The organism is Cryobacterium sp. TMT4-31 (assembly GCF_004403385.1).
Classification (GTDB): Bacteria; Actinomycetota; Actinomycetes; order Actinomycetales; family Microbacteriaceae; genus Cryobacterium; species Cryobacterium zongtaii.
On sequence record NZ_SOGI01000058.1, the window covers coordinates 71,317 to 97,767 of the forward strand.

32 protein-coding genes are annotated in these 26,451 nt (G+C 68.8%); 4 read left to right on the forward strand and 28 right to left on the reverse strand.

Annotated features, from left to right (window positions below):
- Positions 1–73: 73 nt before the first annotated feature.
- The 4 genes from fliO to E3T19_RS13360 are packed head-to-tail and all read right to left on the reverse strand — an operon-like array spanning position 74 to position 3,188.
- Positions 74–577 (reverse strand): flagellar biosynthetic protein FliO, encoded by a 504-nt coding sequence (fliO, locus tag E3T19_RS13345; RefSeq protein ID WP_088456014.1) that lies wholly within the window; start codon positions 575–577, stop codon positions 74–76.
- Positions 578–1,351, reverse strand: coding sequence for a flagellar motor switch protein FliN (gene fliN, locus E3T19_RS13350; RefSeq protein WP_103460648.1), 774 nt, complete (start codon positions 1,349–1,351; stop codon positions 578–580). It lies immediately after the preceding gene.
- Positions 1,348–2,256, reverse strand: a complete 909-nt coding sequence (locus E3T19_RS13355; protein ID WP_241980221.1) for a flagellar motor switch protein FliM — start codon at positions 2,254–2,256, stop codon at positions 1,348–1,350. Before E3T19_RS13355 ends, fliN begins: the two co-directional genes overlap by 4 nt.
- A 32-nt stretch (positions 2,257–2,288) precedes the next feature.
- Entirely contained in the window at positions 2,289–3,188 is a 900-nt protein-coding gene (locus E3T19_RS13360) for an EamA family transporter (RefSeq protein ID WP_103479136.1), read from the reverse strand.
- 55 nt (positions 3,189–3,243) lie between these two features.
- On the opposite strand from E3T19_RS13360, the gene E3T19_RS13365 reads away from it, so the two are divergent.
- Positions 3,244–3,723, forward strand: coding sequence for a MarR family winged helix-turn-helix transcriptional regulator (locus E3T19_RS13365; RefSeq protein ID WP_088456011.1), 480 nt, complete (start codon positions 3,244–3,246; stop codon positions 3,721–3,723).
- A gap of 49 nt (positions 3,724–3,772) precedes the next feature.
- Here E3T19_RS13365 and E3T19_RS13370 read toward each other — a convergent pair whose 3' ends face one another.
- Together E3T19_RS13370 and E3T19_RS13375 are read right to left on the reverse strand one after the other, a co-directional pair.
- Positions 3,773–4,339, reverse strand: coding sequence for a GrpB family protein (locus E3T19_RS13370; protein ID WP_166788876.1), 567 nt, complete (start codon positions 4,337–4,339; stop codon positions 3,773–3,775).
- A gap of 57 nt (positions 4,340–4,396) precedes the next feature.
- A complete protein-coding gene (locus E3T19_RS13375; RefSeq protein WP_088456009.1) occupies positions 4,397–4,846 on the reverse strand; it encodes an SRPBCC family protein in 450 nt (149 codons plus the stop codon).
- 69 nt (positions 4,847–4,915) lie between these two features.
- Here E3T19_RS13375 and E3T19_RS13380 point away from each other — a divergent pair, with 69 nt between their 5' ends.
- A complete protein-coding gene (locus tag E3T19_RS13380; protein ID WP_088456008.1) occupies positions 4,916–5,437 on the forward strand; it encodes a GNAT family N-acetyltransferase in 522 nt (173 codons plus the stop codon).
- 81 nt (positions 5,438–5,518) lie between these two features.
- Here E3T19_RS13380 and E3T19_RS13385 read toward each other — a convergent pair whose 3' ends face one another.
- The 5 genes from E3T19_RS13385 to E3T19_RS13405 form a co-directional block, all read right to left on the reverse strand.
- Positions 5,519–5,959, reverse strand: coding sequence for a hypothetical protein (locus E3T19_RS13385; protein ID WP_088456007.1), 441 nt, complete (start codon positions 5,957–5,959; stop codon positions 5,519–5,521).
- Positions 5,960–6,053: 94 nt separating this feature from the next.
- A complete protein-coding gene (locus tag E3T19_RS13390) occupies positions 6,054–6,962 on the reverse strand; it encodes a flagellar motor protein MotB (RefSeq protein WP_103479132.1) in 909 nt (302 codons plus the stop codon).
- The gene (locus E3T19_RS13395; protein WP_088456005.1) at positions 6,959–7,762 is read right to left on the reverse strand and encodes a motility protein A; all 804 of its coding nucleotides are present in this window, start codon (positions 7,760–7,762) and stop codon (positions 6,959–6,961) included. The genes E3T19_RS13390 and E3T19_RS13395 overlap by 4 nt, the downstream gene beginning before the upstream one ends.
- Positions 7,763–8,029 carry a flagellar FlbD family protein gene (locus E3T19_RS13400; protein WP_088456004.1) on the reverse strand — a complete coding sequence of 89 codons (267 nt, stop codon included), beginning with the start codon at positions 8,027–8,029 and terminating at the stop codon, positions 7,763–7,765.
- 105 nt (positions 8,030–8,134) lie between these two features.
- Positions 8,135–8,839: a hypothetical protein gene (locus E3T19_RS13405; protein WP_088456003.1), complete on the reverse strand. Its 705-nt coding sequence runs from the start codon at positions 8,837–8,839 to the stop codon at positions 8,135–8,137.
- A 137-nt stretch (positions 8,840–8,976) separates the two neighbouring features.
- Between E3T19_RS13405 and E3T19_RS13410 the strand changes: the two genes are divergently transcribed.
- Positions 8,977–10,617 (forward strand): HNH endonuclease signature motif containing protein, encoded by a 1,641-nt coding sequence (locus E3T19_RS13410; protein ID WP_134409062.1) that lies wholly within the window; start codon positions 8,977–8,979, stop codon positions 10,615–10,617.
- Between the two features lie 22 nt (positions 10,618–10,639).
- Here E3T19_RS13410 and E3T19_RS13415 read toward each other — a convergent pair whose 3' ends face one another.
- The 17 genes from E3T19_RS13415 to E3T19_RS13495 all read right to left on the reverse strand — a co-directional run bounded on the left by E3T19_RS13415 (position 10,640) and on the right by E3T19_RS13495 (position 25,563).
- Positions 10,640–11,830: a flagellar hook protein FlgE gene (locus E3T19_RS13415; protein WP_088456001.1), complete on the reverse strand. Its 1,191-nt coding sequence runs from the start codon at positions 11,828–11,830 to the stop codon at positions 10,640–10,642.
- A gap of 131 nt (positions 11,831–11,961) precedes the next feature.
- Positions 11,962–12,408 carry a flagellar hook assembly protein FlgD gene (locus E3T19_RS13420; RefSeq protein WP_134409063.1) on the reverse strand — a complete coding sequence of 149 codons (447 nt, stop codon included), beginning with the start codon at positions 12,406–12,408 and terminating at the stop codon, positions 11,962–11,964.
- A 78-nt stretch (positions 12,409–12,486) separates the two neighbouring features.
- The gene (locus E3T19_RS19190; RefSeq protein ID WP_134409064.1) at positions 12,487–13,857 is read right to left on the reverse strand and encodes a flagellar hook-length control protein FliK; all 1,371 of its coding nucleotides are present in this window, start codon (positions 13,855–13,857) and stop codon (positions 12,487–12,489) included.
- A 452-nt stretch (positions 13,858–14,309) separates the two neighbouring features.
- Positions 14,310–15,023, reverse strand: a complete 714-nt coding sequence (locus tag E3T19_RS13430) for a C40 family peptidase (RefSeq protein WP_088455998.1) — start codon at positions 15,021–15,023, stop codon at positions 14,310–14,312.
- Positions 15,020–15,499: a hypothetical protein gene (locus E3T19_RS13435; RefSeq protein ID WP_088455997.1), complete on the reverse strand. Its 480-nt coding sequence runs from the start codon at positions 15,497–15,499 to the stop codon at positions 15,020–15,022. The genes E3T19_RS13430 and E3T19_RS13435 overlap by 4 nt, the downstream gene beginning before the upstream one ends.
- On the reverse strand, positions 15,496–16,854 hold the full coding sequence (locus E3T19_RS13440) for a FliI/YscN family ATPase (RefSeq protein WP_088455996.1): 1,359 nt from the start codon (positions 16,852–16,854) through the stop codon (positions 15,496–15,498). The genes E3T19_RS13435 and E3T19_RS13440 overlap by 4 nt, the downstream gene beginning before the upstream one ends.
- On the reverse strand, positions 16,851–17,528 hold the full coding sequence (locus E3T19_RS13445; RefSeq protein ID WP_121678481.1) for a FliH/SctL family protein: 678 nt from the start codon (positions 17,526–17,528) through the stop codon (positions 16,851–16,853). Before E3T19_RS13445 ends, E3T19_RS13440 begins: the two co-directional genes overlap by 4 nt.
- Entirely contained in the window at positions 17,521–18,540 is a 1,020-nt protein-coding gene (gene fliG / locus E3T19_RS13450) for a flagellar motor switch protein FliG (protein ID WP_370028236.1), read from the reverse strand. The genes E3T19_RS13445 and fliG overlap by 8 nt, the downstream gene beginning before the upstream one ends.
- Positions 18,537–20,153 carry a flagellar basal-body MS-ring/collar protein FliF gene (gene fliF, locus E3T19_RS13455; RefSeq protein ID WP_134409065.1) on the reverse strand — a complete coding sequence of 539 codons (1,617 nt, stop codon included), beginning with the start codon at positions 20,151–20,153 and terminating at the stop codon, positions 18,537–18,539. The genes fliG and fliF overlap by 4 nt, the downstream gene beginning before the upstream one ends.
- Positions 20,153–20,464: a flagellar hook-basal body complex protein FliE gene (gene fliE / locus E3T19_RS13460; protein ID WP_103461893.1), complete on the reverse strand. Its 312-nt coding sequence runs from the start codon at positions 20,462–20,464 to the stop codon at positions 20,153–20,155. Before fliE ends, fliF begins: the two co-directional genes overlap by 1 nt.
- Positions 20,464–20,856 carry a flagellar basal body rod protein FlgC gene (locus E3T19_RS13465; RefSeq protein ID WP_088455991.1) on the reverse strand — a complete coding sequence of 131 codons (393 nt, stop codon included), beginning with the start codon at positions 20,854–20,856 and terminating at the stop codon, positions 20,464–20,466. Before E3T19_RS13465 ends, fliE begins: the two co-directional genes overlap by 1 nt.
- Complete coding sequence (locus E3T19_RS13470) at positions 20,856–21,197, reverse strand: flagellar basal body protein (protein ID WP_088457967.1); 342 nt, start codon at positions 21,195–21,197, stop codon at positions 20,856–20,858. The genes E3T19_RS13465 and E3T19_RS13470 overlap by 1 nt, the downstream gene beginning before the upstream one ends.
- Positions 21,198–21,349: 152 nt before the next feature.
- Entirely contained in the window at positions 21,350–21,742 is a 393-nt protein-coding gene (locus E3T19_RS13475) for a hypothetical protein (RefSeq protein WP_088455990.1), read from the reverse strand.
- A complete protein-coding gene (gene fliS / locus E3T19_RS13480; RefSeq protein ID WP_088457966.1) occupies positions 21,729–22,187 on the reverse strand; it encodes a flagellar export chaperone FliS in 459 nt (152 codons plus the stop codon). Before fliS ends, E3T19_RS13475 begins: the two co-directional genes overlap by 14 nt.
- A 35-nt stretch (positions 22,188–22,222) precedes the next feature.
- The gene (gene fliD, locus E3T19_RS13485; protein WP_103479124.1) at positions 22,223–23,551 is read right to left on the reverse strand and encodes a flagellar filament capping protein FliD; all 1,329 of its coding nucleotides are present in this window, start codon (positions 23,549–23,551) and stop codon (positions 22,223–22,225) included.
- Positions 23,552–23,700: 149 nt separating this feature from the next.
- Positions 23,701–24,543, reverse strand: a complete 843-nt coding sequence (locus E3T19_RS13490; RefSeq protein WP_088455988.1) for a flagellin — start codon at positions 24,541–24,543, stop codon at positions 23,701–23,703.
- Positions 24,544–24,627: 84 nt separating this feature from the next.
- A complete protein-coding gene (locus E3T19_RS13495) occupies positions 24,628–25,563 on the reverse strand; it encodes a sigma-70 family RNA polymerase sigma factor (RefSeq protein ID WP_088455987.1) in 936 nt (311 codons plus the stop codon).
- Between the two features lie 399 nt (positions 25,564–25,962).
- On the opposite strand from E3T19_RS13495, the gene E3T19_RS13500 reads away from it, so the two are divergent.
- Positions 25,963–26,448, forward strand: a complete 486-nt coding sequence (locus tag E3T19_RS13500; RefSeq protein WP_088457965.1) for a flagellar protein FlgN — start codon at positions 25,963–25,965, stop codon at positions 26,446–26,448.
- Positions 26,449–26,451 lie beyond the last annotated feature (3 nt).

The window sequence follows — 26,451 nt, forward strand, 5'->3', positions numbered from 1 at the left end:
CGCCGGCGCCGCTCCCGCACGGCGGCGGCGTGAGCCGCGATCTCTGACCGGCCGGGAGGGTGGTTCGTGGTGGTCACCGGCCGGGCCGGAGCAGGGCGGCGGTCTGTTGCCAGGTCGACGGCGAGAGGATGGAGCCGCCGAGCCGGGCGCCGGCGCTGCGGTCCTTGCGCGGACGGAAGGTGAGGGGCGGCTCGTCGGCCGGCATCTCGGTTTCCGGCGGCACGAGGGTCGGGCCACCGGATGCGGCGTGCAGCGACCTGGCGAACGCCACCGCCGACCGATCGTTGCCGGAGCCGGCCCGCACGGGGCGGCTCGCCCGGGCGGCGCCGTGGTCGGTCTCGGCGTCGTGCAGCACGTTGATCGACTGCTCGGTGACGCCGAGCACGAAGCGGCGGCCGTCGACATCCACCACCACCACGGATGCCTTCTGGCCGACGCCCTGCCGGCCCACGACGGTGACGACGTTGTTCGCGCGCGCTCCGGCGCCCCGGCTCAGGCGTCGTTGCAGCACCCAGAGCAGCCCGAGCACGACGGCCAGGGACAGGATCACTCGCAGGGCGACGACGACGGTGTCCACCTAGGTCAGGCTCTCGGCGACGTCGAGGATCTTGGTGATCCGAACCGCGTAGTCCTGGTCGACGACCACGATCTCGCCGTGGGCGATCAGCCGGCCGTTGAGGAGGATGTCGGCGGGCGATCCGACGGACCGGTCCAGTTCGACGACGGCGCCGGGTTCGAGGGCGAGCACGTCGCGTACCGTCATCCGGGTGCGGCCGATCTCAACGGTGAGCGCCATCTCGACGCTGTTGATGCGGCCGAGGTTGCCGACCACGGTGCGGTCGCCGGCCGCGACGGCCGTACCGTTCTGGCGCAGGCGGATCGCGAACCAGCCGAAGGTGACGCCGGCGCCGGTGAGATCGAAGACCACGGTCTCCGGGTCGAGGAACAGCGTCGTGGCATCGTCGATCCGCGCGTCGCCCAGTACGCCCAGGCCGAGGACGACCGCGGCGCGCTCGAGGGCCGGGCGGATGATGTCCTCCCGTGAGACGAGTCCGCCGTCGGCGCCGGCCGCCGCGTCGAGGGAGCCCGGATCGGCCAGCACCACGGCGAGGTCGGCGGAGGTGGCGCCCACGAACGAGGCGACGACGGCGCCGTGCACCGCTCCCCCGGCGCGGCCGAGGACGACGGTGCCGGAACCGGCCGCCGCGGTGAGGACGGTGGGCGTGGGCAGCACCGTCAGCAGGGCGTCGACAGCCGCACCCGCGACGCCGTCGGAGAGCCCGGAGCCGAGAACCCCGGTGCCGCGGGCGGCTGACGGTGACTGGGCGGAGGCGGGGCTATGAATCGTCATGGAGTCTTTTCCTCGGTGTCGATGATGATGCAGGCCAGGCGGGAGCCGGTGGAGCCGACGGCAGCCCGGGCGAGAGTGCGGCCATCCACCACCAGGTCGAGCGGCCGGTGGGTGGGATGCGGGATCGGCAGGACGTCGCCGACGGCGAGGGCCAGGATGGCGCTCGGCAGCACCCGCGCGTGGGCCAGGCGCAGCGAGACATCGACGGGCACCCAGCCGAGCTGGGCGCGCAGCAGGTCCACCGGCGGGGTGGCCGACACCGGCGGACCGGGCTCGCCGAGCTGGGGAAGCAGCGCCTCGGCCGGCAGGGCCAGGGTCGCCGCCGTGGTCTTGTCGCCGACCCTGATGATGAAGGATGCCACGATCATCAGATCGGAGGTGGCCGCGGCCTGGGCGAACTGGGAGTTGTACTGGATGCCGCCGACCGCGATGGGCAGGGTGAGCAGGCCGCCGAGCGAGTAACGCAGGTCCTCGAGGGCGTCGTCCATCAGCCGGCGAACGAGGGCCTGTTCGATTTGGGTGAAGGGGCGCTCCGGCGGTGCGGGCAGCCCGGTACCGCCGAGCATGTGGGCGACCCAGAACAGCGCCGCCGCGGATGGGAACTGGAGGACGGCCTGCGCTTCGAGGCCCTCGACGGTGCAGAGCACCATGGTGGTCGTGGCCGGCAGTGAGGCCGCGTACTCGTCGTAGCCGCTCATCACGACCTGCTCGCAGGTGACCTGCGAGATCACCCGCACCTGGGCGGTCAGCTGGGTGCCCCACTGGCGGGCGAAGGTCTCGAAGGCCAGCTCCAGCACCCTGGCGTGGTCACGGGCCAGCGTCGTCGGCCGGCTGAAGTCGTAGACTTCCACCGCCCGCGCGGGTTTTCCGGGCACGCCGGTGCTGATGTGTTCCTGGACCGTCACGACTGGCACTATCGGCCGGTCGGAAACGGATGTTAGCGGCGTCGGCAAAATTGCCGATGCCAAAGCCGTTTCTTTCGTAGCTTCGTCGGGCTGCAACGGGAAGGACTGACGACCGTTGTGACGGAAGCGAAAACGAGCGCGACGCCTGCGCCCTGGATCCAGGTCAGGGTCTCGTTGGCGGCGGCAAGCCCGATGGTCAGTGCGACGATGGGGCTGAGCAGGCCGAGGAATGCCGGGATGTGGGTGGGCAGCAGTTTGATGCCGCGAAACCAGAGCAGGTAGGCAAGCGCAGTACCGACGAGCGAGAGATACGTGTAGCCGGCGATGTTGCTCAGCGAAGGGGCGAGCGCCGGGAGGGGCTCAAGGACGGTGGTCAACAGTGCAAGGAAGAGCCCGCCGGCGAGCAGTTGCCACGCGGTGGTGACCAAAGGCGACTGACCGTCAGACCACTTCTTGGTGAGCACCACTCCAATCGCCATCGAGACCGCGCCCCCGATCGCAGCGGCCACTCCGATGGGGTCGAGGCCAGCCTGAGAGCGCAACACGATAAGCGCGACCCCGGCGAACCCTCCTGCACCGGCGACAAGCACTCTGCTCCCCACGCGCTCAGAGAGCACGCCGGATGCGAGCACCGCGATGAGCAGCGGCTGGATGCCGCCGACGACCGCAGCGACACCGCCGGGCAACCGTTCTGCCGCAACGAACAGCAGCGCAAAGAAGACACCGATATTGAGAATGCCCAGTGCGGCCGATTTCCACCACCACGCCCCGTGTGGCAGCTGGCGCGAGACGCCGAGCAGTACGACACCCGCGGGAAGCGCGCGCAGAGTGGCGGTGAGGAGGGGGTGTCCCCCAATGAGAAAAGTGGTCGATGTGTAATACGTCGTGCCCCACATCACGGGCGCGGCAGCGGTGACCAGGAGGAGAGACATTCGTTTGCTAAGCACTTAGCAATACTAGCTAAGTCCTTAGCTATAAGCTGAGTTCATGGATCATGTTGACCACATCATCGAGCAGTGGCGCATTGAACGACCCGATCTGGATCCGTCACCGATGGCCGTGATCGGACGTCTGAGTCGTGCAGCCGCGATAGTGGACGCGCGGCTTTCGGCGACCTTTGCAAGGCACGGCATCGATTCCGCCACTTTCGACGTCCTGGCGACTCTGGCGCGTCAGGGTGCACCGTATCGGATCAGCCCTGCAGCGCTGGCCGCAAGCAGCATGATCTCCAGCAGCGCCGTAGCGCAGCGTTTGAACCGCCTGGAGGCCGCGGGATTCATCACCCGGAAACCCAGCTCCGATGACGGTCGGGGAAAACTCGTGCAGCTCACGGAGCCCGGACATGAGCTGCTGAACAGGGTTCTCCCCGATCACCTCGCGGCCGAGGAGCGGATTCTTTCCCTGTTCACATCAACCGAGCGGGAGACCCTCGCTGATCTCTTGGCTCGACTCGCCCCCTCGGAGTGACTGTTCCGGCGGGAACCCCTCGGCCCGTTCCGGACCTGCTGACCCGGCATCAGCGTCCGCGCGCTGCCCTCGCTCGCGCTTTGATAGCCATGACGACCTCAGTCTTGGCGTCGGCGTAATCGTTCATGTCGTCCCACCGTTTGCTGAGCAGTTCCCTCTTGGTGTTCTCGTAGAGGGAGCGGTCTTCCGTATCGGTGCGGAGATGATCACGCAGGAGGAGGTAGCCGTCCACGGCAGGATCGTCGTGTTCGAAGAGGTGCACATTCACGTCGCGTGCCGGCGTGCGCACGAGGCGATGTCTCGGTTCGCGGACCCGCAGTTCGTATCCGGCGTCCAACAGCGCATCCAGGTAGTCCTCTTCAGCGGTGATGTCATCCACCGTGACCACGATGTCGATGATCGGCTTCGCTGCCAGTCCGGGGACGGAGGTGGAACCGATGTGCTGGATCCCGATCTCCCCTACCGTGGGAGCGTCGCTGATCCGCCGCCGGTGTTCCAGATAGGTGCCCGCCCAGCGCACGTCATAGGGGTGGAGCTGGAGTGTGAGCGCCTCGGCTCCCCCGACCAGCTCGACGGTCGTGACATCGGGACGCCGCGGCTTGCGCATTCTGCTCATAGAGACATTCTCGCCCTCGAAATTCAGGGGTCGTGACGCACTTCGGTCACGGGACACCTAACGGACGATCTTCTGCAGAAACGCGTTTCTCTGCTCGATCAGTTTCCGCATGTAGTTGGCGAGCACCAAGCGTTCGACTACCCGACCGAGGAGCCCCAGGGGCGCCGCAAACGACACCCGATCAATCATGAGAGTGCCTTCTCCGTGCGGGCGAAATACGTGCTCGTGGGTGAAGTAGCGAAACGGCCCGCGCGTCTGTTCGTCGGTGAAACTTCGCGGCGAGCTCATGGCGGTGATCCGACTTGTCATTCGCAGCGGTAGCCCAAAGTGCCACGCACGCCAGGTGACGTCCTCGTTGAGGCCGATCAACCCACTGTGGACACCACCGACCGCCGTCTCCCGGAAACCCGACATGGAATCCGTGTGAGCGGTGATGTCCCGTGCGAGATCGAAGAGGCGTTCAGGAGCAAGCACGGACTCTGTGGCGCATTCGAACGAGACCGACATGGCGCACAATCTATCAGCGCGGTGAAGACGTGCCTGGTGAATTCGATCTCGGTGCGGGAGGCTGGAGGAATGAAATTCGGTGACTTGGGTGAGGGATATGCGCTGGTATTGCGCACCGAGGACAGTGTCACGGAGATGCGTGATCTCACCCTCAAAAACCTCGATCGACTTCGCGAGTGGGAGCCATGGGCTCAGACCGAGCAGACGTTGGAGGGAACCGCGGCGTATACACAATTCCAGCTCGAGCAGTTCGCCACAGGGTCCGCAGTGCCTGGGATGATCCTGCGCGGCGACACGGCCATCGGATCGGTATCTCTGAGAATCGATGCGTGTCTGCACACTGCCGAGCTTGGCTACTGGATCGACGAAGAAGCAGAGGGGCGCGGGGTAGTGACTCGCGCTTGTGCCCGGATGATCGAGCACGCGGAATCCGTTGCTGTTCGCCGCATTGAGATTCGAACGGCGGTGGGTAATAGACGTAGCGCTGCCGTTGCCGAACGGCTCGGGTTCGAACGAGAGGGAGTTCTTCGTCAGGCGTTGCCGATCGGCGCCGACAGGCTGGACGTCGTCATCTATGGACGCGTCTTGTGAGCACCTGTCTCACCGGTGCTCACTGAGAGAATATGCTGCGCGCGAGGGGTCTCGACCATCGTGCTGCTGCGGCTGCCAGCCTCACCGTCGGGGCACGGGCAGTGTGATTGCATCGACCGCTGTCTGAATCAGCAGCTCTCCGTCGATGGACTCAATCCCGGCGAGGTCCCATGTCCATCGAGCCACCCATTCCGTACCCGTACCCCCCTTGCCTTGGATCTCTCGTCCGATCGTCCGCATTGCTCTTGGCGGTGTCACTCGAATCTCCGCCAGCATCACCTGAGCACCGGATAAGGGAGGCGCTCCGGCGTAGCGAATCCCCGTGCGGGCCGCTGCGTCGAGATAGCGCTTGAGGGCCCGCCCGTAGACAGCATCAAATTGCCCTGTCGCGGCGGAAGGAATAGCCGTAGCTTCGAGCACAATCGCCGTGTTGGACGGGAAGAGCGTGGTTTCAGACCGGAATAGCGTGAGGAGCGCTTCAACTCCAGCGCTGGTCTTCAGAATGGTCTTGTCGTTGGCCATGAAAGACCTTCCTGACGGAGCCTGGAATTGAAGGTTATCCGGGCAAGCCTGTTCCTGGGCGGACGCTGCCCGGCCGGCGGCGGATTCCGGGACCTCAGTGGCCGGAGCTGACCACGGGTTTGTCACTGCCCGTCTTGTGGCCGCTCTTGGCCGGGACGCTCTTGGCCGGCGCCGTCTCGTCGGGCACGGCCGTGCCGTCGAGCACCGACGGGATCAGGGCACGCACGCTGTCTGGCTGATTGGAGAGCAGCACCACGTCGACCCTCCGGTTGCGGGCCATCGCGGCCAGGTCGTCACCGGTGTCCACCGGCCGGGCCGAACCGTATCCGATCGCGCCGATCCGGTCCTGGGCCACCCCGGTGCGCTCCACCAGGTGCCGCAGCACCTGGGTGGCCCTGGCGCTGGAGAGCTCCCAGTCGGTCGGGTAGTTGATGGTCACGCCGTGCCGGTCGGCGTGCCCCTCCACCGACACCCCGCGCTGACTGCCGGCCAGCACCGGGCCGATGGTGTCGAGCACCGAGACCGCCTGGCCGCTGAGGGTGGCGACGTTGGGTTCGAAGAAGGTCTCGGAGCCGATCAGGCCCACCGAGAGGCCGCGTTCGTCGATGGTGTACTCCACGAGGGCGTCGAGGCCGACCGCGCTGAGCGCCGCCTGCATGGCCGCTTGCACCGCGGTGAGGTCGTTGACCTCGGCTATCGCGAGATCGAGGTCGGTGAGACCGACATCCTGGTTCACCGCCGGGGTGTCGACAAGGTCGGCCGGCACCACGATGCCCTCCGCGGTGTCCACCTTGCCCACGTCCACCGCTCCGAAGCCCGTCGCCAACGAGTTCTTCAACTGCACGAACTTGGCCTGGTCCACCGTCGACATGGCGAAAAGCACGATGAACATGCACATCAGCACGGTGACCATGTCCATGTACGAGGCCATCCAGCGCTCGTCGACGTGCTCCTCGTGTTCCTCCTCGAGTCCGCGACCACGGCCCCGGCCGCGTCCGCTCACGCGGCCTTCTTGAGCGGCTTGGACGACGACTTTCCGGCCTTGGCGCCCTTGGCGGATGCCATCGGAACCATGGCCTGCAACCGCTCGCCGAGCAGGCGTGGCTGACTGCCGGCCTGCACGGCCAGCGCGCCCTCCATGAGGAGGATCATCCGCTCAGCCTCGATGTCGGAAAGCCTCTTCAGCCGGCTGCCGATCGGCAGCCAGAGGAAGTTCGCGGACAGGAGCCCCCAGAGCGTCGCAACGAACGCGGCGGCGATCATCGGGCCGAGGGTGGACGGGGTGTCGAGGTTCTCGAGAACGTGGGTGAGCGAGATCACGGTGCCGATGATGCCGACCGTGGGGGCATAGCCGCCGAGGGTGGTGAAGAATTTGGCCGCGTTACGGCTCTCCTTGGTGCGGGTGGCGATCTCGTCTTCGAGCAGGATGCGCAGCTCATCACCGTCGGTGCCGTCGGCGATGTTCTGCAGTGCCCCGCGCAGGAACGGGTCGGTGATCGTGTCGGCCTCCTGCTCGAGGGCGAGCAGCCCGGAGCTGCGCGCCTTCTCGGCCAGACCGACGACCTGGTCGATGAGCTTCTGGGGCGGGGTGGTCTTACCCAGGAAGGCACCGGGAAGCGCCTTGATGGCCTTGACGGTGTCGCGCAGGGTTCCGCCGGCGACGCCGACGGCGATAGTGGCGCCGAAAACCAGCACGATCGGGGCGGGCAACAGGATCGCGGTGATGTGCGAGCCCTCGATGGTGATCATCGCGAAGAGCGCGCCGAAGGCGAGCACGATGCCGATCAGGGTTGCGGGATCCATTTATATCCTCCGGGGGCGCAGGGGGACAACGGCGTCCGGCCGGGTGTCGGGGTCGACGACGGAACCATCTCCGGAGCTGTAGGCCAGGCCGATCACGTGCGCCCGGTAGGCCGCGATCTTCTCGATGACCTCGGCCAGGCTCTCGGTGACGATGAACTTGGCGCCATCCACCATCACGAGGGTGGTGTCCGGATTGACGTGGATGCGTTCGATGAGGTCGGGATTGATCGCGAACTGACTGTCGTTCAGCCTGGTTACAACGATCATGGACCCGTCCCTGGTTCCCGGACGACTCCAGCAGCCGTCGACAACCACTGTCGGCTGCTCACTGCGTTGCGTTAGCGGCCGCGATGTGAGCCGGAGCCGTGCGGGCTAGAACGCAACCACGGTGGGCATCCCGTCGCCTTCGAGGACGGTCACCGAGAATGGCGCGCTGATCGTGGGTGCGCCGACAGCGGCCATCCCCGCCTGGCGGCTTGCGGCGTTGTCACCCATGATCGACACCACGATGACTCGGGGCTGAGTGGTGGGATCCGACCCGACCGTGAATCCTGCAGTCGATCTCAGTCCCGCCTCGTCGAGTGCATCGACGACCTGGCTTGTCACGGCGTCAGCGGCGGCCTGGTACTCGGTCGCAGAGAAGCCGAGGCCTTCGACGGTGGTGTAGGGCAGACCGGTAGCATCGAGCACCGCGATCGCCCCGGCCGGCGCATCGCCGGCGAAGCCCATCGTGAAGGTGTGCGACTCTCCGAAGTAGCAGTAGGCGTAGTCGTCGGCGAACTCGGTCTCGATGACACTCGCGGCGTCACCCAGAGGCTTCTGGTAGAGCGCCCACTCCTGCTCTTGAGGCGAGTAGTTCAGCTCGGCAAGGGTGTGGCCGGGGTAGATCTCCCGAGCCATGATGGCGTCATGGTCGGTGGCGAGCCCGGCCCCGGCGTGCTCGGTGACGCGCCACGGTGCCGCCGCTTCATTGGCCTCGCTGGTGCCCGGTGCCGGGGCCAGCGCAACGCCCAGGCAGAGCGCAGCCGCGGCGAGGATGGCTCCGGCCCGCGTGGCCCTGGCTGCTGCCGTTCTCATGTGTCCCCCATAGCCGATCGCTCGTGCGTCCATGAGGTCAAGCTAACGCACGGGGCCCAGGAATGGCCCAAAAAAGAGGTTATCCACAAGTTGACTTTTGCTCACACAAAGTTTCGGAATCGGGCTAGATTCGGGGCATGACAAACCAGTCGAGTATCGCAGACATCTTCGCCGCTTCCCGCGGCGATGGGCTGGTGGATGCGGCGGTCGACGTGGCCCGACTGGGCTCTTGCAGTGTCGATTACGACAAGCTCACGGATGCCGCCGTCCTGTCCGGTCAGCAGACCCTGGCCCGGGCCCAACGCGAGCTGGACACCCGCAAGGCGTGGCTGGCGAAGACCCTGGCCCAGCGTTCCCGATGGGAGCTGGGCCAGTCCGGTCTGGCTGCGCAGCAGGGCTTCCTCAATCCCGAGGGGTTGATTCAGAAGCTGACCGGCACCAGCAAGGTCGAGTCCCGCAAGCTCGTGGGGGTGGGCCGGATGCTCGCCGAGGTCGAAGACGCCCAAGCGCAGGCCGCCGCGATCGACGCCGAAGCGGCCCGCCGGCTACTCGAGGGGGCGCTGGACCCGGACATCCCTGATGCGCTCGACGGGGTCGACGGCCACGACGGGGTCGCTCCGGTCGTTCCGCTGCCGGCGCCGATGCCGTGGCACGCACCGATCTCGCACGCCGTGACCGGCGGCACCCTCTCGATCGATGCCGCGCACGCCCTACGCACCGGCCTGGGCGACATCGATACCGTCGTCACCGGCCCGGTCCTCGCCGACGCCCTCGCCGGGCTGCTCGCCGACGCCGCGGCGATGGACGTGGACCAGCTCCTCAAACGGGCCCGGCAGGTACGCGACAGCCTCGACGAGGCCGGCATTAGGGTACGGGAACAGAAAGCCTGGGACGACCGCTACCTGCGCATCTGGACCCTGAACACCGGCCAGGTCCGCATCGACGGGCTCTTCCCGGCGGAACAGGGCGAGTTCATCAAAGCCACCTTCGACAGTCTCACCAGCCCCCGTCGCGGCGGCGTGCGCTTCGTCGACACCGAACGCGCCGCCTGGGCCAAACGCGTCAAGAACGACCCCCGCAACACCAGCCAAATCACCTGCGACGGCTTCCTCGACCTCCTCAAAGCCGGCACCACCATCAACCCCAACGAGATGCTCGGCGGCCGCCGCCCCGCCGTGCAGATCCTCACCACCACCGCCACGACGGCCCGGCCCGCAGCGCCCGCGAAACCGGCAGGACCGGCAGAACCGGCAGAACCGGCCAACGCCGGCGAACCCGCCGCCGACAACGTCCTGATCTCCCTTCCCGGCCAAACCGGGCACGGCTACATCGAGGGCAACAACGCCCCGGTCTCCCCCGAAACCATCGAACGCCTCATCTGCGACTCGGGACGTGTTGAGATCACCGTCGACGAGTTCAACCGGCCCCTGGACCTGGGCCACGAACAACGCCTGTTCAACCGGGCCCAACGCCGGGCCCTCGCCGCCCGCGACGGCGGCTGCCGGTGGCCCGGCTGCGACCGCCCACCGGCGTTCACCGAAGCCCACCACATCGAACACTGGCTCAGAGACCACGGCAGAACCGACATCAACCAGGGCATCCTGCTCTGCCCCGCCCACCACCTGCTGCTCCACAACCAGCACTGGCAGATCTTCGAAAACACCGGCCGCTACTGGCTCCGCCCACCCACAACCATCGACCCCGGCCAAACACTCATCGAGATGCCCGGCCGCACCCGGGACGGGCCGCCTGAAACAACAGCACCGCCCAGGGCCTGATCAAGCCGGCACGTGCGCTGCGTTAGCGCTTGAGGTTGGTGAGTTCCTGCAGTACCTCGTCGGAGGTGGTGATGATGCGGGCGTTCGCCTGGAAGCCGCGCTGGGCGACGATCAGGTTGGTGAACTCCTGCGACAGGTCCACGTTGGACATTTCCAGGGCTCCACCGGTGAGCGAGCCCAAGCCGGCGGAACCGGGAGCGCCGAGTTCGGCGGTGCCGGAGTTGAAGGTGGCCCGGTATCCGTTCGAGCCGGTCTTCTCGAGCCCGCCCGGGTTGGTGAAAGTGGCGAGGGCGATCCGGCCCAGCGCCTTCTGCTCACCGTTGCTGAACAGACCGATTAGGGTGCCGTCCTTGCCGAACGTGTAGGACTCGAGCGAGCCGGGGGCGCTGCCGTCCTGCGACTTGACCCCCACAGTGCTGATACCGGCCAGGCCGTTCAGCGCGCTGAGGTCCACGGTGATTCCGCCGGCGGCGGGGTCACCGATGACGAGTGAGCCGCCGGACGTCACGACGTTGCCGGTGAAGCCCAGCGTGGTCGTTGCCGCAGTGCCGCCATCGGTACCCGAGACACCCCAACCGCTGCCCGTCGCAGCCTTGGTGAAGGTTAGGGAGACCGTTCGGGCAGCACCCGAGGCGTCGTAGACCTTGATGTCTCGCAGCAGCTGCGTGCCTCCGACAGCATCAGAGGGCAAGGTGCCGCTCATCGCGACCGAACTCGTCGCCTTGCCCGGAACGACCGCGTTCAGCGGCAGGGACAGGTCCCCGACAGCGCCGCCCTCGTTGACCACGCCATCCACCGCGCCCCAGCCCTGCACGATCGCACCCGACGGGGTGACGAGGCGACCGGCGGAGTCGAAGTCGAAGGAGCCGGCCCTGGTGTAGATGGTCTCGCCGCCCTGCTGGGTGAGGAAGAACCCGTCGCCGGAGATGAGCATGTCGGATGCCTTGCCGGTAGCCTGCGACGACCCCTGCGCGAAGTTGGTGGCGATGCCGGCGACCTGCACACCGAGGCCCACCTGTGCCGGGTTGGTGCCGCCGGTCGTGGCGCCCGGGCCGCCGGCGCCCTGGGTGAGCTGCGAGAGGGTGTCCTGGAACTGGGTGGCCGAGCCCTTGAACGCCGTGGTGTTGACGTTGGCGATGTTGTTGCCGGTGACGTCGAGCATGGTCTGGTGGGCGCGAAGGCCGGAGATGCCGGAGTACAGGGAGCGAAGCATGGGTGCTGCCTTTCAGAAGGTGATGACGGAGTAGGGATGCGGCGACCCCGCCCGGTTTGCGGGAGTGTGTCGCGTTGGTGCAGATCGAGCTGGCGAGTGGCGGGCTCGCTGGGTGCGGGCGCGGAGCCGGATCACCCGGTGGGGGCGGTCACCCCCGAGATCGCGTCGAGAGCCACGCTGGCCGTGCCGACGGTGACCTGGGGCACCGGGCCGGCGTAGGAGACCGCTGACGCGATGCCGGTGACGCTCGCGCCGGTGGCATCCGTGTAGGTGACGTTCTGTCCGACGAGAGCGGCTGCGGCCGTGCGCATCTGCAGCGAGAAGTTCTCGTCCGCGGTGGTGGACAGCGCGGTGAGTTTCTCCATCATGGCCAGCTGGGTGGTCTGGGAGATCATCTGGTTGGTGTCCATGGGCGAACTCGGATCCTGGTTGCGCAACTGCGCCACCAGAAGCGACATGAAGGTCTCGGAATCGAGAGTCTGCTTGGGAGTGCGCACCGGTGTCGTCGAGTAGAGGCTGGCTCCGGCGCTGGAGTCGGCTGCGGCGGTGGACACGGAGCCGACGGCGTCGACGGTCATGGGTTCTCGTTTCTGGGAGGCTGCGTGCGGTGAGCGGTGCGTGGTGAGGTACAGGGCAAAGGGGTGCCGGGCGGCGGGTCAGGCGAGAACATCGATACGTCCCCTGGTCTGGTCGGGTTGGGTCGGGTCCGCTAGCGGGTCCGCGGCGTCGGCGCCGATCGGCGGGGACCGCAGCCACTGGTCGGGTGCACCGGATTCCCGGCGGCGGTCCTGGGCTCCGCGCGGATCTCCGCCGAGCGCCGCGTTGCCCTGGCCGGGCTGGTCGGCGGCGGGGCGGTCCTGCCGGCCCGACGAGCCGGCATCGCCGGGCTGGCTGCGCGTGGAGACGTCGAGGCTCGCCGACAGTGCGCCGCCGGCCAGGTCGCGGCGCAGGTCGGGCAGGATGAGCCGCAGGGCGTCCCGCGCGACGTCGGTGGGGGCGAAGAGCTCCAGACGGATGCCAGTGGCGCTGATCTGCGCCCGCACCAGGACCGGCCCGAGCTCATCGGGGGTGACGCTGATCGACATGGTGTGTTCGCCGGGTCCGGCGGCCGCCAGGGTGAACAGCGGACGGGCCACCTGGCTCGCCAGCGGCGCCGGAACGGCAGGACCGGTCGAGGGCGGCAGCGCCGGGGCACCGGCGGTTGAGCCGTTGACGGGTACCGCGGCCACCGGCCCGGAGGCGGCCGCCAGAGTGAGGCCGGCCGCTGGTGCCTCAGCGCCAGCGGGTTCGTCTGTAGCCGCACCGGGCGTCCGGGGCGACCCCACGGCACCGGCGGCGCCGGCGGCAGTATCGGTCGCCGCAATCGCCGTCGTGCCAGCACCGGTGACTGCAGTCGCCGTCGCGGCAGGGCCGGTCGTTGCGGTGCCGGTCGCTGCAGTGCCGGTCGCGGCAGCCGCGGTGCCGGCAGAGGCGGTCGCGGCAGAGGCGGTCGCGGCAGGGGCGGTCGCGTCGGTGGTTGTCGCGTCGGTGACTGTCGCGTCAGTGGTGGTCGGAGCAGTGTCGGTCGCTGCGGCCGCGGTCAACGAGGTCCCGTTCGCGGCAGGGGTGGTCTCGGCAATGATGGTCGCGGCAGCGGCGGTCGCGGCACTAGGGGTCGCGGCAGTGGCGGCCGTTGCGGTCGCGATCAACGCGGCCCCGTCCGCGGCGGTGCCGTTCGCGGCAGTTCCGTTCGCGGCAGTTCCGTTCGCGGCAGTTTCGTCCGCGGCAGTGCCGTTCGCCGCGGTGCCGATCGGGGCGATGCTGGTGTCGGTGCTCCCGGTAGTAGCGGGTGCTGCGTGCCCGGTGGCGGCGGTTCCCGCCGGCTGGCCCAAGGCCGGTGCCATCGGCGCAGCGGGGCCGGCTCCGGATCCGACACCGGCATCCCCCGCTCCGACCGGGGCGACGATGCCGGGGCCGATCGGGGTGGCGCCGGGATCGGCAGGTGAAGCCGACGCTTGGCTCATCCCGCCCGGCAGGGCTCCGGCCACGGCCGAACCTGATCCCGGCTGAGGTGACGCGACGATTGCGGAAGATACCGACGGCGACCCTGTGGGAAGGGACGCGGCAGGCGCAGACGCGAAGGGTTCGTCGTTGAGTTCAGCGTCGTCGCCGGGTTCAGTGTCGCTGGGTTCGGTGCGGCTCGCGGATGCGGTTGTGGTGGGTGAGGGCCGGGTGGGCACGGGCCTGCTGAGCGCGGTGCCACCGCTGGAAGGAACACCGCTACGGACAGCTCCCCCGGGCCCAGCACCGCCGGGGCCTGCAGAAGCTACGCGACGTGCCCCAACCGATCCGGCGCCGGATTCCGGACCGGACGCGGCACCGCGCAACGCTCCCGCGAACGCGTCGGCGCCGACGGCGGGATCCGGCTGGGAACCGCGGGACCCGCGACCGGGGGCGACCCCGGGCGCTCCCGGGGAACGAGGGAACTGCGTGGGCGCGGTCACGAGAGCAATCCAGACAGGGACAGTGCCGAAGCGGACGAGGAGCCGGTGGACGCGCTGCCGTTGGACGCGGCGCCGTTGAACATCGACGCGAATGCCGCCGTGAGCAGGTCGGTGGAGCTCGATGCCACGCTGGCGGTGGCCGCCTGATCGGGGATCACCCGGCGGATGGTGGTGATCTCGGAATCGTCCATGTAGGCATCCACCTTGCTGACCGTGCGCCCCTCGTATGGCGCGTGGATCACCTGGTTGTTGCCGGCGTAGATCAGGATGTGGTCGCCGCCGCCGGTGACGATGAGGTCACCGGGCTTGGCCTCGGCCAGCGACGCCACCTCGGTGCCGATGGTCATCTGCCCGGACACCAGACGGGGCACCTCGATGCCGAGGTCGGCGTAGACGCGTTGCACGAGACCCGAGCAGTCCATTCCGGTGCTGTCCTCGCCGCCGAAGACGTATGGCACGCCCAGGTACTTCTCCGCCGCCGCGACGACGCCGGCACCGGTCGCTCCCGAGCCGGCTGCGCCGGTGGTCGGGGCTGTCGTGCCGGTGGCCGCGGCGAGGGCATCGGCGAAGCTGGTCGCGGAGACTGACGACCCGGCCCCACTGCCGGCCGTGACGCTCGTCGCTCCGGTACCGCCGGCGACAAGGTCGTTGAGCTGCACCAGCCTGGCCTGAATCTCGCCCATCCGGCCGAGCGCTTCCACCATCGTCATCGCTTCTCCCCCGTTGGTGCCCCGGTGCCCGACGAAGCGGTGCCGGCTCGTTCGTCGCCCAGCCGTCGGTGCCAGCCGGTCGACGCTATCTCGTCGATGATGGTCTGTTCGGCGTGCAGGTCTTCGGCCGCGGCCAGGTCGCCGTGGCGCCCCTCGAGCTTCTCCAGGCTCACGGCGGCGGACTTCCTCGACTCGAATTCGCGTTGCGCGTCGACGACGCCCTGCTGGGCGACCGCGTCGAGGGCCGCGAGTTCAGCCAGCATGCTGCGGGATGACGCCCGGGCGGCGGCGATCGCGTAAAGGGTGTCGGCGCCGGTGGCGCTGATCGGCAGGTGCTCCAGCGCGGCACGGGTCTCGTCGATGCGGGTCGCGGCGGCCCGTAGCCGTGCATTGGCGACGGCGAGGTCGCCCGCGGCCTGGTCCTGCTGCAGGTGGCGCAGGCGCAGCAGGCCGGCGAGAGAGAACTGGCGGGTCATCGGGCACCGCCCAGCAGCCGGGCCAGCGCGGCGAGTCTGTCCCAGGCCTCGGCGGCCGGGGTGTGCTCGTCCATCCGCTGCTGCAGGAACGCGGTGATGGCGGCGTCGTGCTCCACGGCGGCGTCGACCAACGGGTTGGTGCCGCGGCGATAGGCGCCAACGTCGAGCAGGTCCTGTGCGGCGCGCCGGGCGGCGAGCACCGCACGCAGGGTGCCGGCCACGGCGGCCTGCTCAGGCGTCGTCACCCGTGAGGCCACCCTGGAGATCGAGGCGAGGGCGTCGACAGAGGGAAAATGGCCGAGCACGGCAAGTTTGCGGTCGAGCACCACGTGGCCGTCGAGGATGGACCGGGCGGCGTCGGCGATGGGTTCGTTGTGGTCGTCGCCGTCGACGAGCACAGTGTAGATGCCGGTGATGGAGCCGGCCTGGTCGGTGCCGGCCCGTTCGAGCAGGCGGGCGAGCAGTGAGAACGTCGACGGCGGGTAGCCGCGAGTGGCGGGCGGCTCGCCCACCGACAGTCCGATCTCCCGCTGGGCCATCGCCACCCGGGTCAGCGAGTCCATCATCAGCATCACGTCGGCACCCCGGTCGCGGAACGACTCGGCGATGCGGGTGGCGACGAACGCGGCCCGCAGGCGCATCATGGCCGGCTCGTCCGAGGTCGACACGACGACGATCGACCTGGCCAGTCCCTCGGCGCCGAGGTCGTCCTCGAGAAACTCGCGCACCTCGCGCCCGCGCTCGCCCACCAGGGCGATCACCGACACTTCGGCATCGGTGCCGCGGGCGATCATCGACAGCAGCGACGACTTGCCCACGCCGGAACCGGCGAACAGGCCCATCCGCTGGCCCTTGCCCACGGTGGTGAGGGTGTCGAGCACCCGTACCCCCAGCTGCAAGGGCGACTGGATGCGCGACCTCGCCATGGCGGACGGGCTGGCGTGATCAAGGGGCACCCGCTGCTCCACGACGAGTGGTCCCTTGCCGTCGATGGGACGGCCGAGCCCGTCGATCACCCGGCCCAGCAGGCCGGAACCGGTCGGGACGAGGAAGCCGGTGCCGCCGCCACCGGCACGCACGGGGTCGCCGACCCGGATGCCGGTGAGCCTGGCCAACGGCATGCAGCGCATGCCATCGGGGGTGGTGGCCACGACTTCGGCGTCAACGCCCCCGGCACCGGTGCCTGCCTGCGATCCGGGTCCGCCGATCACGACGAGGTCGCCGATGGCGCCGTTCAGCCCGCGCACGTCCACGCTCAGGCCCACGATCGACGCGACCACGCCCACCCGCTCCGGGCGGGCCGCCGCCAGGGCTCTGGCCAGGCGGTCGGTGCTGTCCGGCCTAGTGAGGGTCATGACACGCCTCCGGCCAACGCCGCCCTTGCCCGCTGCAGGGCACTGCCGATGCGGGCGTCGAGGTAGCCGTCGGGAAACTCGCTGACGGCGTCGCCGCGGGACAGGCTCGCATCCGCCACCAGGGTGACGCCAGACCCGGCCAGCGCGGAGCCGTCGAGTGCGGAGCCGTCGAGGGCAGCGAGGTCGTGCGGGTTCAGCCGCACAGTGTGACCGAGAGACCCCGCTGCCCCGTCGGCCCGGGTGCGAGCCAGCGCCGAGCGCACCGCGGTCGCCTCGTCGGCGAGAGCGTGGCCGATGATCGCCTCGGCCAGGTCGATGGCGGCGCCGAGCAGGGTGTCTTCGACGTCGTGGAGCACCGGCACGGTACGGGTCTCGAGCGCGCGGACCACGGCGTTGAGCACCTCCAACGTGCGGTCGCGCTGCCGGCCGGCGGCCTGCATCAGCTCGGCATGCTCGGCCTCGAGCGTGGCCACCCGCGCGTCGACGGCCGCCGCCGCCGCCCGCAGTCCCTCGGCGTACCCGGCGGCGTGGCCTCTGGCCTGCCACTGGCGCTCGACCCTGGCGCGGTCGTCATCGCGTCCGATATTCCCCCCGGCGTCGGCGAGGGTGGGAAAGACCAGCGCCGAGAAGTCGGCATCCGGAACCCCAGCGCCGGTGCGTGCCGCGCTAAACAACGAAGTCATCCTCGTCGGCGCGCTGCACGGTGATCGCGCCCTGAGCGGCCAGGTCGCGGATGGACCGCACGATGGTGGCGCGGGCCTCCTCCACCTGCGAGACCCGCACCGGTCCGAGGCCGATGACCTCGTCGTTCAGGATCTCCCGGTTCCGCTCGGAGAGGTTGCGCTGGATGATGTCGACGACCAGCTCGGTGGACCCCTTCATGGCCACGGCCAGCACGGCGGCGTCGATGCCGCGCAGCACCAGCTGCACATCGCGGTTCTCCAGCTTGATGATGTCGGCGAAGGTGAGCATGCGGGAGCGCACCTCTTCGGCGAGCACCGGGTCGCGTTCATCCAGCGCCTCGAGCAGGGCCCGTTCGGTGTTGATGTCGGCGCGGTTGATGATCTCCACCAGCGGTTGCACACCGCCGACGACCTCGGCGGAGTCCCGCGACGCGGCGACGGCTCCGATGCGTTTCTTGAGGATGTCGGTGACCACCCGCACGGCCTCCGGCGTGGCCGGTCCGGTGGAGGCGATGCACTGGGCGACATCGGTGCGTACCGGGCCGTCCAGCCCGGAGAGGATCGCGGAGGCGTGTTCCGGACGCAGGTGGGCGAGCACCAGGGCGATGGTCTGCGGCAGTTCGCCGTCGAGAAGCGCGAGCACCTGCATCGAGTCGACGGTGTCGAGGAACTCGAATGCCTTGCCGGCCATGGAGGTCGCCACCCGGCTCATCACGCCGGCCGCCCGCTCGGCGCCGAAAGACTTCTCCAGCAGTCCGACCGCGACGGCGTGACCGCCGCGCGGGTTGCGGGCGCCGATGGTGGTGAGTTCGTGGAACTCGGCTACGGCGCTGTCCATGACCGACGCGTCGACCCGGCGCAGCTGCACGATTTCGGCGATGATCTCGGCCGCCTCGACCTCGGAGAACTGCTTCATCACCTCTGACGCGCGTTGCTGGTCCATGGTCATCAGGACCACGGCCACCTTCTGGGTGCCGGTCAGGCCGGTCTTGGCGTCCATCATGCGGGCTGCCGATCGTCCATCAGACCGCGCAGCATCTCGGCCGCCATCTGCGGGTCACGCAGGGCAAGGGCGTCGATGTCGGCCACCCGCTGGTCGCCGCCGCTGGGCAGGGCACCGCCGCCGGCGACCGGGTAGACCTCGGTGGGCGTGGAGTCGATGAACAGTGGCGCCATCTGCGGCGGCAACGACAACGGCACCGTCGGCGCATCCAGCGCAGACCGCGCCTGCACCAGGTCACTCAGCTCGATGGCCTTGCGGCTCTGCCGGCGTGAGCGCCTGGCGTAGAGGATCAGCCCGAGCACAAAAGCGACCACGGTGCCGGCCACGATCAGCCCCACCTGCAGGATGCCGGCATTGCGGGCGGCCTCTTCGGCCGCGGCGGCCTCGGCCAGCGCCGCAGCCGCGGCGTCGGCGCCGGCGGCGTTGAAGCTCACGACCTCCACGGTCACGGCGTCTCCCCTGGCTACGTCGATGCCGGCGGCGGAGGACACCAGGCTGGTCAGGTCGGCCACGTTGAGGTCTTCGGCGACCGCGGCGTTCACCGCCACCGACACCGTCTGCCGGTTGATCTCCCCTGCGGGCACCGTGCGCGTTTCGGTGACCTTGTTGATGGCGTTGTTACGGGTGGTGTCCTCGCTGGTGAAGGTGCCGTCCGCCGTGGTCTCGGCCGGCACGGCGATGTTGTCGGGTCCGAGCACACCGGCCGCGGCATCCCCGGCACCGGAGTAGGACTCTGTCGTCACGGCCTCGTTGAGCGCCGGGGCGTTCTCGGGAACCGCGAAGGTCTCCTCCACGACCTGGGCGCTCTGGTTGCTCATATTTGCGGCGACCACGACGGTGGCGTTGCCGGGGCCCACGACCTTGTCGAGCATGGCCTGCACCGAACCGCGCACCCGTTCCTCGTAGTCGCCGGCCTGCTGGCCGGCCGACCCCGTGGCCCCGACGCCCACGGCGGAGAGCACGACGCCGGCCGCGTCGATGACCGCGACATCCGTGGGCTTCATGCCGTCGATGGAGGCGCTGGTGAGGTGCACGATGGCCTGCACCTGCTCGGCGTTCAGGGTGACGCCGTTCCGGGTGCCCACGAAGACGGATGCGGTGGGATCATTGGTCTTCTCGGTGAACACCGTGGCCTCGGGGATCGCCAGCCGCACCGAAGCGGTCTGCACACCCTTCATGGCCTCGATGGTCGCGGCGAGTTCGCCCTCGAGGGCCCGCTTGTAGGTGACCGACTGCTGGAACTCGGAGGCGGTGACCCCCATGGTGTCCAGCAGCGAGTAGCCTCCGGTGCTCGACGTCGGCAGGCCGGCGGCGGCGGATTTGAGCCGCTGGTCGTAGACGTCGGCCTCCGGCACCAGGATGGTCGCTCCCCCGTCGCTCAGCTCGTAGGCGACACCGTCGGTGCGCAGCTGCTCCACGATGGTGTTGGCGTCGGAACCGCTCAGTCCCGAGTACAGCGGGGTGTACGCCGGTTGGGTGGCCCACATCGTGAGCGCGGCGGTGCCCAGGGCGAGCACGGCGACCCCGATGATGGCCATGGTGCGCTGGGCGACGGTGAATTCGCGGACGGCGTTGCCCAGGCGACGGAACACCGAGGTGATCTGAGCGGGCATCAGGCCTGCATTCTCATGATGTCGTTGAACGCTTCGACGCCCTTGTTGCGCACGGCAGCGACGAGCTCAAGGGTGACCGCGGCGCGTGAAGACGCGATGGTGGCGGTGTGGATGTCGTCCAGGTCGCCCGTGACGGCCTGGATGGCGTAGCTGTTGGAGGTGGACTGCAGCTGCTGGAGGTTGTTCACCGCGCCGGTCAGGGCGCTGGCGAAGCCGGTGTCAGAGGATTCGGTGGCGCCCGTGGCCGTGCTGGCGGGCAGGTACGACGTGGCGCTGACGGCGGGCACGGAGCCGATGGCGGGGATGGTCATCAGTTGCGTCCGATCTGCAGGGCGGCTTCATAGGAGGTCTTGGCCCGGTCGATGACCGCGGCGTTGGCCTGGTAGCCGCGCTGGGCCATGATCAGCTCGCCCATCTGTTCGGCCATGTCGATGTCGGGGCGGCGCACGTAGCCGTCGGCATCCGCGATGGGGTTGTCGGGTTCGTAGACGAGCAGGCCCTCGGCGTCGCCCAGCGCGGCGCCGGCCACGTAGGCACCCGAGACGCCCTCACCCTCCTGGGCGACGATGTACCGGGCCTGGAAGGCATCCCCGGAGGTGGCGGTCGCGGTGTTGGCGTTGGCGATGTTGTCGGCGACAGCGTCGAGCCACTTGCGGTGCAGGGTGAGACCGGTGCCGGCGATGCCGAGAGCGTCGAGGCCCATCAGCTGGTCCGGAGCGCTGCGCGCATGCTCGAGTCGGCGCCCGCCACGGCCTGGGCGGCGAACTGGTAGCGCAGCACGGTGTCGATGTTCGAGACCGTTTCGGTGTCGAGGTTCACGTTGTTGCCGTCGAGTCTGGTCGGCTCCAGCGAGCGTGCGGTGCTGGCCGCGGTGTGGCCGTCGCCGTCCCGCACCGACTGGGCGAGGGCGTCCTCGAACGAGACCCGCTGGGCCTGGTAGCCGGGGGTGTTCACGTTCGCGATGTTGTTCGCGATGGTGCGCTGGCGCAGGGCCAGTCCGTCCAGGGCGCTGGTCAGCGCCGCGGTGGTCACGGATTCAATCACGCAGGGGCCCGATTCGTCGTCAATGTGCCGGACGGCCGATCCGTGGCCTGTGATGAGCAATCCGTGCTCATCCGTAGCTATCGGCCGTCGACGAGCGTTCGTTAGGACGTTTCGGGATATTTGTCAGGGAATCTGTCAGAAATTCTGCCGGGTCAGCCCGCGATATCCAGATAGACCGGCTGGTCGGAGAGGTGGGTGGAGAGGATGGTGCGCACGGCGGCCAGGTGGGCGCCGGCGGAGCGGCGTGCATCCTCGATCTCGCGGATCAGTTCGAGCTGGCCGGTGAGCAGCACCCGCGCCCGTTCCTCGAGTTCGCGCGGGAGCTGGCCGATGTGTTCGGGGGCACGCCACTGCACCCCGGTCACGAGTTGGCCGCCCTGGGCGGAGAGCACGGCGTCCCGGGCACCGCTGCCCAGGCTGGTCTCCAGCTCGTCGAGCACCTGCAGCCATTCGGCGTTGCTGGTGCGCGGCTCCCCCGGCGCGGCGAGGCCCGAACGGGTGCTGTGGGGCCGGGCGCTGCTGGAGTGGACCTCAGGCGACTCCACGGTAGCCCTCTCCGCTCGCCGCGGTCGGCGTCGCCGGCAACGCAGCGGCCGCTTCGTGCCAGGCCTGACGCAGCGGCTCGAGCAGAACGATGCTCTCCCGGGTGCGGGCAACGTCACGGTGGATGTTCGCACCGATCAGCGCGTTCGAGACGTAGGTGTAGATGGCGAGCAGCCCGTCGGCTCCGTCCCACGCGGTGACGTTGAGCGAGGTGGTGAGTTCGTCGACGATGGCCTGGGCGTGCAGCAGGTTCTCGGAGGCGATCGGCCAGTTCTCGCCGTCCTGGGCGGCCTCGGCGCGGTCCAGGTCGAGCATCAGCCTGTCGTAGAGCATGGTGAGCAGGCGCACCGGCGTGGCCGACAGCACGGCCTCACGGTTGAGCTGGGCGCGTTTGGCCTGTGCGGCGGCCAGCTGGGCCGCCGAAGGCTGGGCTGACTGCTGTGGCATCGAAAGCTGGTGGGGTGGGAACAGTGCGGTGGTCATCAGCTGGAGCTCCCTGTGTAGGTATCGGGTAGTGAATTGATCTGCGAGGTGAGCCAGGAGGACTGCGTTTTCAGCTCACCCAGCCTGGATTCCATGGCCGTGTAGACCCGTTCGAGCGAGGTGCGTTTGGCCGTGAGCCTCAGGTCCCAGTCGCTGATCTCCAGGCCCATCGTGCGCACCTGGGACTGCTGGCTGGTGATGGTGGTGGTGAGGGTGCCGTCGTATTTGTCCGATGCCGTCGCCGCGGCCGACGCGACCCGGCCGGAGATCTCCTGCACGGTTTTCATCACGCCGGCCGGGTCCTTGGCCAGGGCAGCGGCGAACTTCTCGGCGTCGAATTCCAGGGTGCCGCTCTTGGTGATGCTGATGCCGATCTCCGACGGGGAGCGCCCGTCCACGGGCATCGACGCGGCGGTGAGCAGGTTCTGGTTGACCGTGCGGATGGTGCCGTCGCCGGCGAAGAGCCCGGCGGTGGTGACGCTCTTACCTGTGGAGTCGGTCGTGGTCGACACGGCCGACCGGTTGGTGATGACGGCGAAGATGTCGTTGAGGCCGCTGACGAGGCCGCCGGCGATCTTGGTGATGGCGGCGTCGTCCCGTGTCACGGTGAGCGTGACCGGTGTGGTGGAGACCGCTTGGACGGTCACATCCAGGCCGGGCAGCAGGTTGGTGAAGGTGTTGCTGCCCGAGGTGATCGTCTGTTCGGCCGTGGTGCCTGCCCACAGCGTGACCTGGGCATCCTGGGCGGCCTTGACCTGGGTGGTCGGGACCGTGCCGCCGGTGAGAGTGAAAGACGCGGCGGCGCCGGGGGCGGCACTGCTGAACTGCACGCGGAAGCCGTCGGCGCCCACGGCGACCTTGGTGGCGGTGATGCCGAGCCCGGCCGCGTTGACGGCGGTCACGACGTCGTCGAGCGATGTGGAGGCCGGGGTGAGCACGGTGGCTTTTCCGGCCGCGTCGGTGAGGGTGAGGGTGGCGTCGGGCCAGGCGGTGAGCGGCCCGGTGACGGTGACCTGGTTCTGCGCGAGCCGGCCGACGGTGATGTCGAGCACGCCGGCGGCGGCGCCGGTGCTCGTGGTCGCGGTGACCTGGCTGGAACTGCTGGTGGCGGTGTAGAGGTCGTAGCTGGCGGGTTTGGCGGCCTTGGTGGCGGCGTCGTTGAGAGCGGCGACCTGGGTGTTCAGGCCCTGCACGGCGGTGGTGTAGTTCTGGGCGGCGGAGACCTTGCCCTTGAGCAGGGTCTGCGGGATCGCCTCGACCGCGATGAGGTTGTTGATCAGGGTCGTGGTGTCCTGGCCGCTGATCAGGCCATCGATGGAGAGTCCCATGGCGCCGTGTCCGTTCCGTTGTCTGCGGGTGTGCGAGTGGCCGGCGGCCCGCTCGGTCTGAGGTCCAGGTCAGATCGTGCGTGCCACCGGCCGATTCCCGGTCAGTCGACTCTGCGGCTTTTGGGCCGGTCGGTCGGTCAGTCCGTGATTTAGCGCAGCAGCGAGAGAACGCCCTGGTTGGACTGGTTCGCCTGCGCGAGCATGGCGGTACCGGCCTGCGACAGGATGCTGGAGCGGGTGTACTTGACCATTTCCTCGGCCATGTCGGTGTCGCGGATACGCGAACCGGCTGCGGTGAGGTTCTCCTTGGAGACGGCGAGGTTGCGGATGACGCTCTCGAACCGGTTCTGGTCGGCACCGAGCGAGGCGCGCGAGGTGGACACAGCGGTGATGTGGCCGTCGATCGTGTTGATCGTCGCGAGTGCCGCTGCGGAGTCGGCGAAGCCGGCTGTCGCGAGTCCGGAGACGGCGGTTCCGATGGCGGAAACGTCGGTGAGCTTGACGTCGATCTGGTCGGCTGCGGCGGTGCCACCGGCGCCGATCTGGAACGTCAGGTCGGTGGTCGCAGCCGCCGTGTTGAGCAGCTTGGTGCCGTTGAAGTTGGTCGACTCGCTGATGCGGGTCAGCTCCAGGCCCAGCGCCGTGACCTCGGTGGCGATGGCGTCGCGGGACTTGGCGTTGTTCGAGCCGTTACCGGCCTGAACGGCGAGGTCACGAACGCGCTGCAGAATGGTCTGCACCTCGCTCAAAGAACCTTCAGCGGTCTGGATGACCGAGACGGCGTCCTGGGCGTTGCGGCTGGCGACCGTGAGGCCACCGACCTGCGACTTCAGTCCCTCGGAGATGGCCAGACCGGCCGCGTCATCGCCTGCGCGGTTGATGCGGAGGCCGCTGGAGAGGCGTTCGAGCGACTTGGCCATGTCGGTCTGGGTCGAAGCCAGGTTGCGGTAGGTGTTGTTCGCCGCGAGGTTGGTGTTGATCTGCATACCCATGATGTGTTCCTCCGTGATTGGGTGGTGTGCGCCGGCCCATCCATGGGCTGACACTGAGACCTATCGGCCCCACCCCGCGGCGCGTTAGCCGTTGCTGGAGAAAAGTTCGCGGCTGTCGAGCGTGACCGCCTCCGCGTGGGCGATATCGGTGACGCCGGCCAACCCGTCGACCGTGTAAGCCATGGGAGCGGCGGGGGCCGCGGAGAGGACGGGAACTGCGGCCGGCATCCTGTCGTGCGCCAGGTGGGCCATGCCGAGCATCGCCTGGTCGGCCATCCGCGATAGGTAGGCGCTGCGGCGAGCCGGCGCCACGGTGGACTCCGGTACGAAGTCGGCCTCCGCGTCGTCCGCGTAGTGGGTGCCCAGGCCGTCACGCAACAACCGGATGGCCTCCGAGCGTTGCTGGGACACGGCGGAGTGGGTGATGCCGAGGCTAGCTGCGATCTCCTTGACCGAGCGGTCCTCGAAGTAGACCTGCTCGATGATCAGCCGCATCCGCTCGGGCAGCGCAGACACGCCCGCTCGCAGGTAGGCGAGTCGCTCGGCAGACAGCAGGGACTCCTCGGGGAGCACGGTGTCGGCGACGAGAAACTCGGCGGTGCTGTCGTCGAGGGTGCTCAGCGTGCGCTCGGAGTCGGCCAGGCCGGCCAGAGCGGTCTCGCGGTCCACGCCGAGCGCGGAGGCGATCTCGTCGACGGTGGCGCTGCGGCCGAGCGCGGAGGCGAGGGTCTCCTGCACCTGGCGGGTGTCCTTGATGCGGCGGCGGGCCATCCGGGTGGCCCAGTCGTTGGAGCGCATCTCGTCGGCGAAGGCGCCGATGATGCGGCGGCGGGCGAAGGCGCCGAACGGCACGCCCAGGTCCGGGTCGAACGCGTCCGCGGAGGTGATCAGGGCCAGAGAGCCGGCCGAGGCCAGGTCGTCGCGGGAGAGGTGGCGAGCCTTGGCCCAGACTTCGGAGACGAGATAGCCGACGAGGGGCAGGTTGTCGACGACAAGCCGGTTACGTTCCGAACGGTTCAACGGTTGCCCTCCTGGTTGGTGCCGGCGTTGTTCTCGCTGACGGTGAGCGCAAGACTGGTTCTGCGTTTCACTGCCGGGTAAGCACGCGTGGGGGGTGACGTCGTATCAAGAGCGTAAACAGCCCGCCGGAACAGGGGTTCGGGTCCCGTTTCGGTGTGTTTTCGCCTAGCTATTACGGTAACAACCGCGCTTGTTGATTCTGGCGTAGGCGTGCCCCCAGAACGGGGCTTACGGTGTCCTCTCTTTAGAGGACTCGGCCACCGGAAATCGGGTCCTGCGTGCGCGGTGTGACCAGAATGCCGCTAACCAACCGGGAGAACCGGCCGATAGTACCCCCGAACGAGCATGGGCTCGTACGATGGACCATCGGGTTTTCAACAGCGGGAGGGCAGTGACGACATGGGTGCCAATGAACTGTCCGCCCTGCTGTGGCGCGAACGTGAACTGCTCGAACTGCTCGTTTTCAAGCTCGACGAGGAACAGCTGTTGCTCAGCGCCGGCCGCACGCGCTGGATTCAGCACGCCACCCGCGAGGTGGAGCAGGTACTCGAGCTGGTGCGCGAGGCCGGCCTGGGCCGATCGGTCGAGGTGGCCGCGGTCGCCCAGGAGTGGGGCACCTCACCGGACGCCACGCTGAGCGAACTGGTCCAGCAGGCGCCCGCCGGCCCGTGGGGCGACATCCTCACCGCGCATTTGACGGCCATGACCGAGCTGATCGCGCAGATCCGCAGCCTGCGGGACGTGAACGAGCAGTTCCTGCGTTCGGCCGCGCGTTACACCCAGGAATCCCTGGCCGGCGTCGACGCGCAGGCCACCACCTACGATTCCCGCGGTGCCTCCGGGGCTCAGAGCGCCGGTGCCCGACTCTTCGACCAGAGCCTGTGAGAC

Coding starts and splice junctions, on each gene's coding strand:
- fliN (WP_103460648.1), bottom strand. CDS start 1,351: ATGACGATTCATAGCCCCGCCTCCGCCCAGTCACCGTCAGCCGCCCGC.
- E3T19_RS13360 (WP_103479136.1), bottom strand. CDS start 3,188: ATGTCTCTCCTCCTGGTCACCGCTGCCGCGCCCGTGATGTGGGGCACG.
- E3T19_RS13365 (WP_088456011.1), top strand. CDS start 3,244: ATGGATCATGTTGACCACATCATCGAGCAGTGGCGCATTGAACGACCC.
- E3T19_RS13370 (WP_166788876.1), bottom strand. CDS start 4,339: ATGAGCAGAATGCGCAAGCCGCGGCGTCCCGATGTCACGACCGTCGAG.
- E3T19_RS13375 (WP_088456009.1), bottom strand. CDS start 4,846: ATGTCGGTCTCGTTCGAATGCGCCACAGAGTCCGTGCTTGCTCCTGAA.
- E3T19_RS13380 (WP_088456008.1), top strand. CDS start 4,916: ATGAAATTCGGTGACTTGGGTGAGGGATATGCGCTGGTATTGCGCACC.
- E3T19_RS13385 (WP_088456007.1), bottom strand. CDS start 5,959: ATGGCCAACGACAAGACCATTCTGAAGACCAGCGCTGGAGTTGAAGCG.
- E3T19_RS13395 (WP_088456005.1), bottom strand. CDS start 7,762: ATGGATCCCGCAACCCTGATCGGCATCGTGCTCGCCTTCGGCGCGCTC.
- E3T19_RS13400 (WP_088456004.1), bottom strand. CDS start 8,029: ATGATCGTTGTAACCAGGCTGAACGACAGTCAGTTCGCGATCAATCCC.
- E3T19_RS13405 (WP_088456003.1), bottom strand. CDS start 8,839: ATGAGAACGGCAGCAGCCAGGGCCACGCGGGCCGGAGCCATCCTCGCC.
- E3T19_RS13410 (WP_134409062.1), top strand. CDS start 8,977: ATGACAAACCAGTCGAGTATCGCAGACATCTTCGCCGCTTCCCGCGGC.
- E3T19_RS13415 (WP_088456001.1), bottom strand. CDS start 11,830: ATGCTTCGCTCCCTGTACTCCGGCATCTCCGGCCTTCGCGCCCACCAG.
- E3T19_RS13420 (WP_134409063.1), bottom strand. CDS start 12,408: ATGACCGTCGACGCCGTCGGCTCCGTGTCCACCGCCGCAGCCGACTCC.
- E3T19_RS13430 (WP_088455998.1), bottom strand. CDS start 15,023: ATGACGATGGTGGAAGCGCTCGGCCGGATGGGCGAGATTCAGGCCAGG.
- E3T19_RS13435 (WP_088455997.1), bottom strand. CDS start 15,499: ATGACCCGCCAGTTCTCTCTCGCCGGCCTGCTGCGCCTGCGCCACCTG.
- E3T19_RS13440 (WP_088455996.1), bottom strand. CDS start 16,854: ATGACCCTCACTAGGCCGGACAGCACCGACCGCCTGGCCAGAGCCCTG.
- fliG (WP_370028236.1), bottom strand. CDS start 18,540: ATGATGGACGCCAAGACCGGCCTGACCGGCACCCAGAAGGTGGCCGTG.
- fliF (WP_134409065.1), bottom strand. CDS start 20,153: ATGCCCGCTCAGATCACCTCGGTGTTCCGTCGCCTGGGCAACGCCGTC.
- fliE (WP_103461893.1), bottom strand. CDS start 20,464: ATGACCATCCCCGCCATCGGCTCCGTGCCCGCCGTCAGCGCCACGTCG.
- E3T19_RS13465 (WP_088455991.1), bottom strand. CDS start 20,856: ATGGGCCTCGACGCTCTCGGCATCGCCGGCACCGGTCTCACCCTGCAC.
- fliS (WP_088457966.1), bottom strand. CDS start 22,187: ATGCCACAGCAGTCAGCCCAGCCTTCGGCGGCCCAGCTGGCCGCCGCA.
- fliD (WP_103479124.1), bottom strand. CDS start 23,551: ATGGGACTCTCCATCGATGGCCTGATCAGCGGCCAGGACACCACGACC.
- E3T19_RS13490 (WP_088455988.1), bottom strand. CDS start 24,543: ATGGGTATGCAGATCAACACCAACCTCGCGGCGAACAACACCTACCGC.
- E3T19_RS13500 (WP_088457965.1), top strand. CDS start 25,963: ATGGGTGCCAATGAACTGTCCGCCCTGCTGTGGCGCGAACGTGAACTG.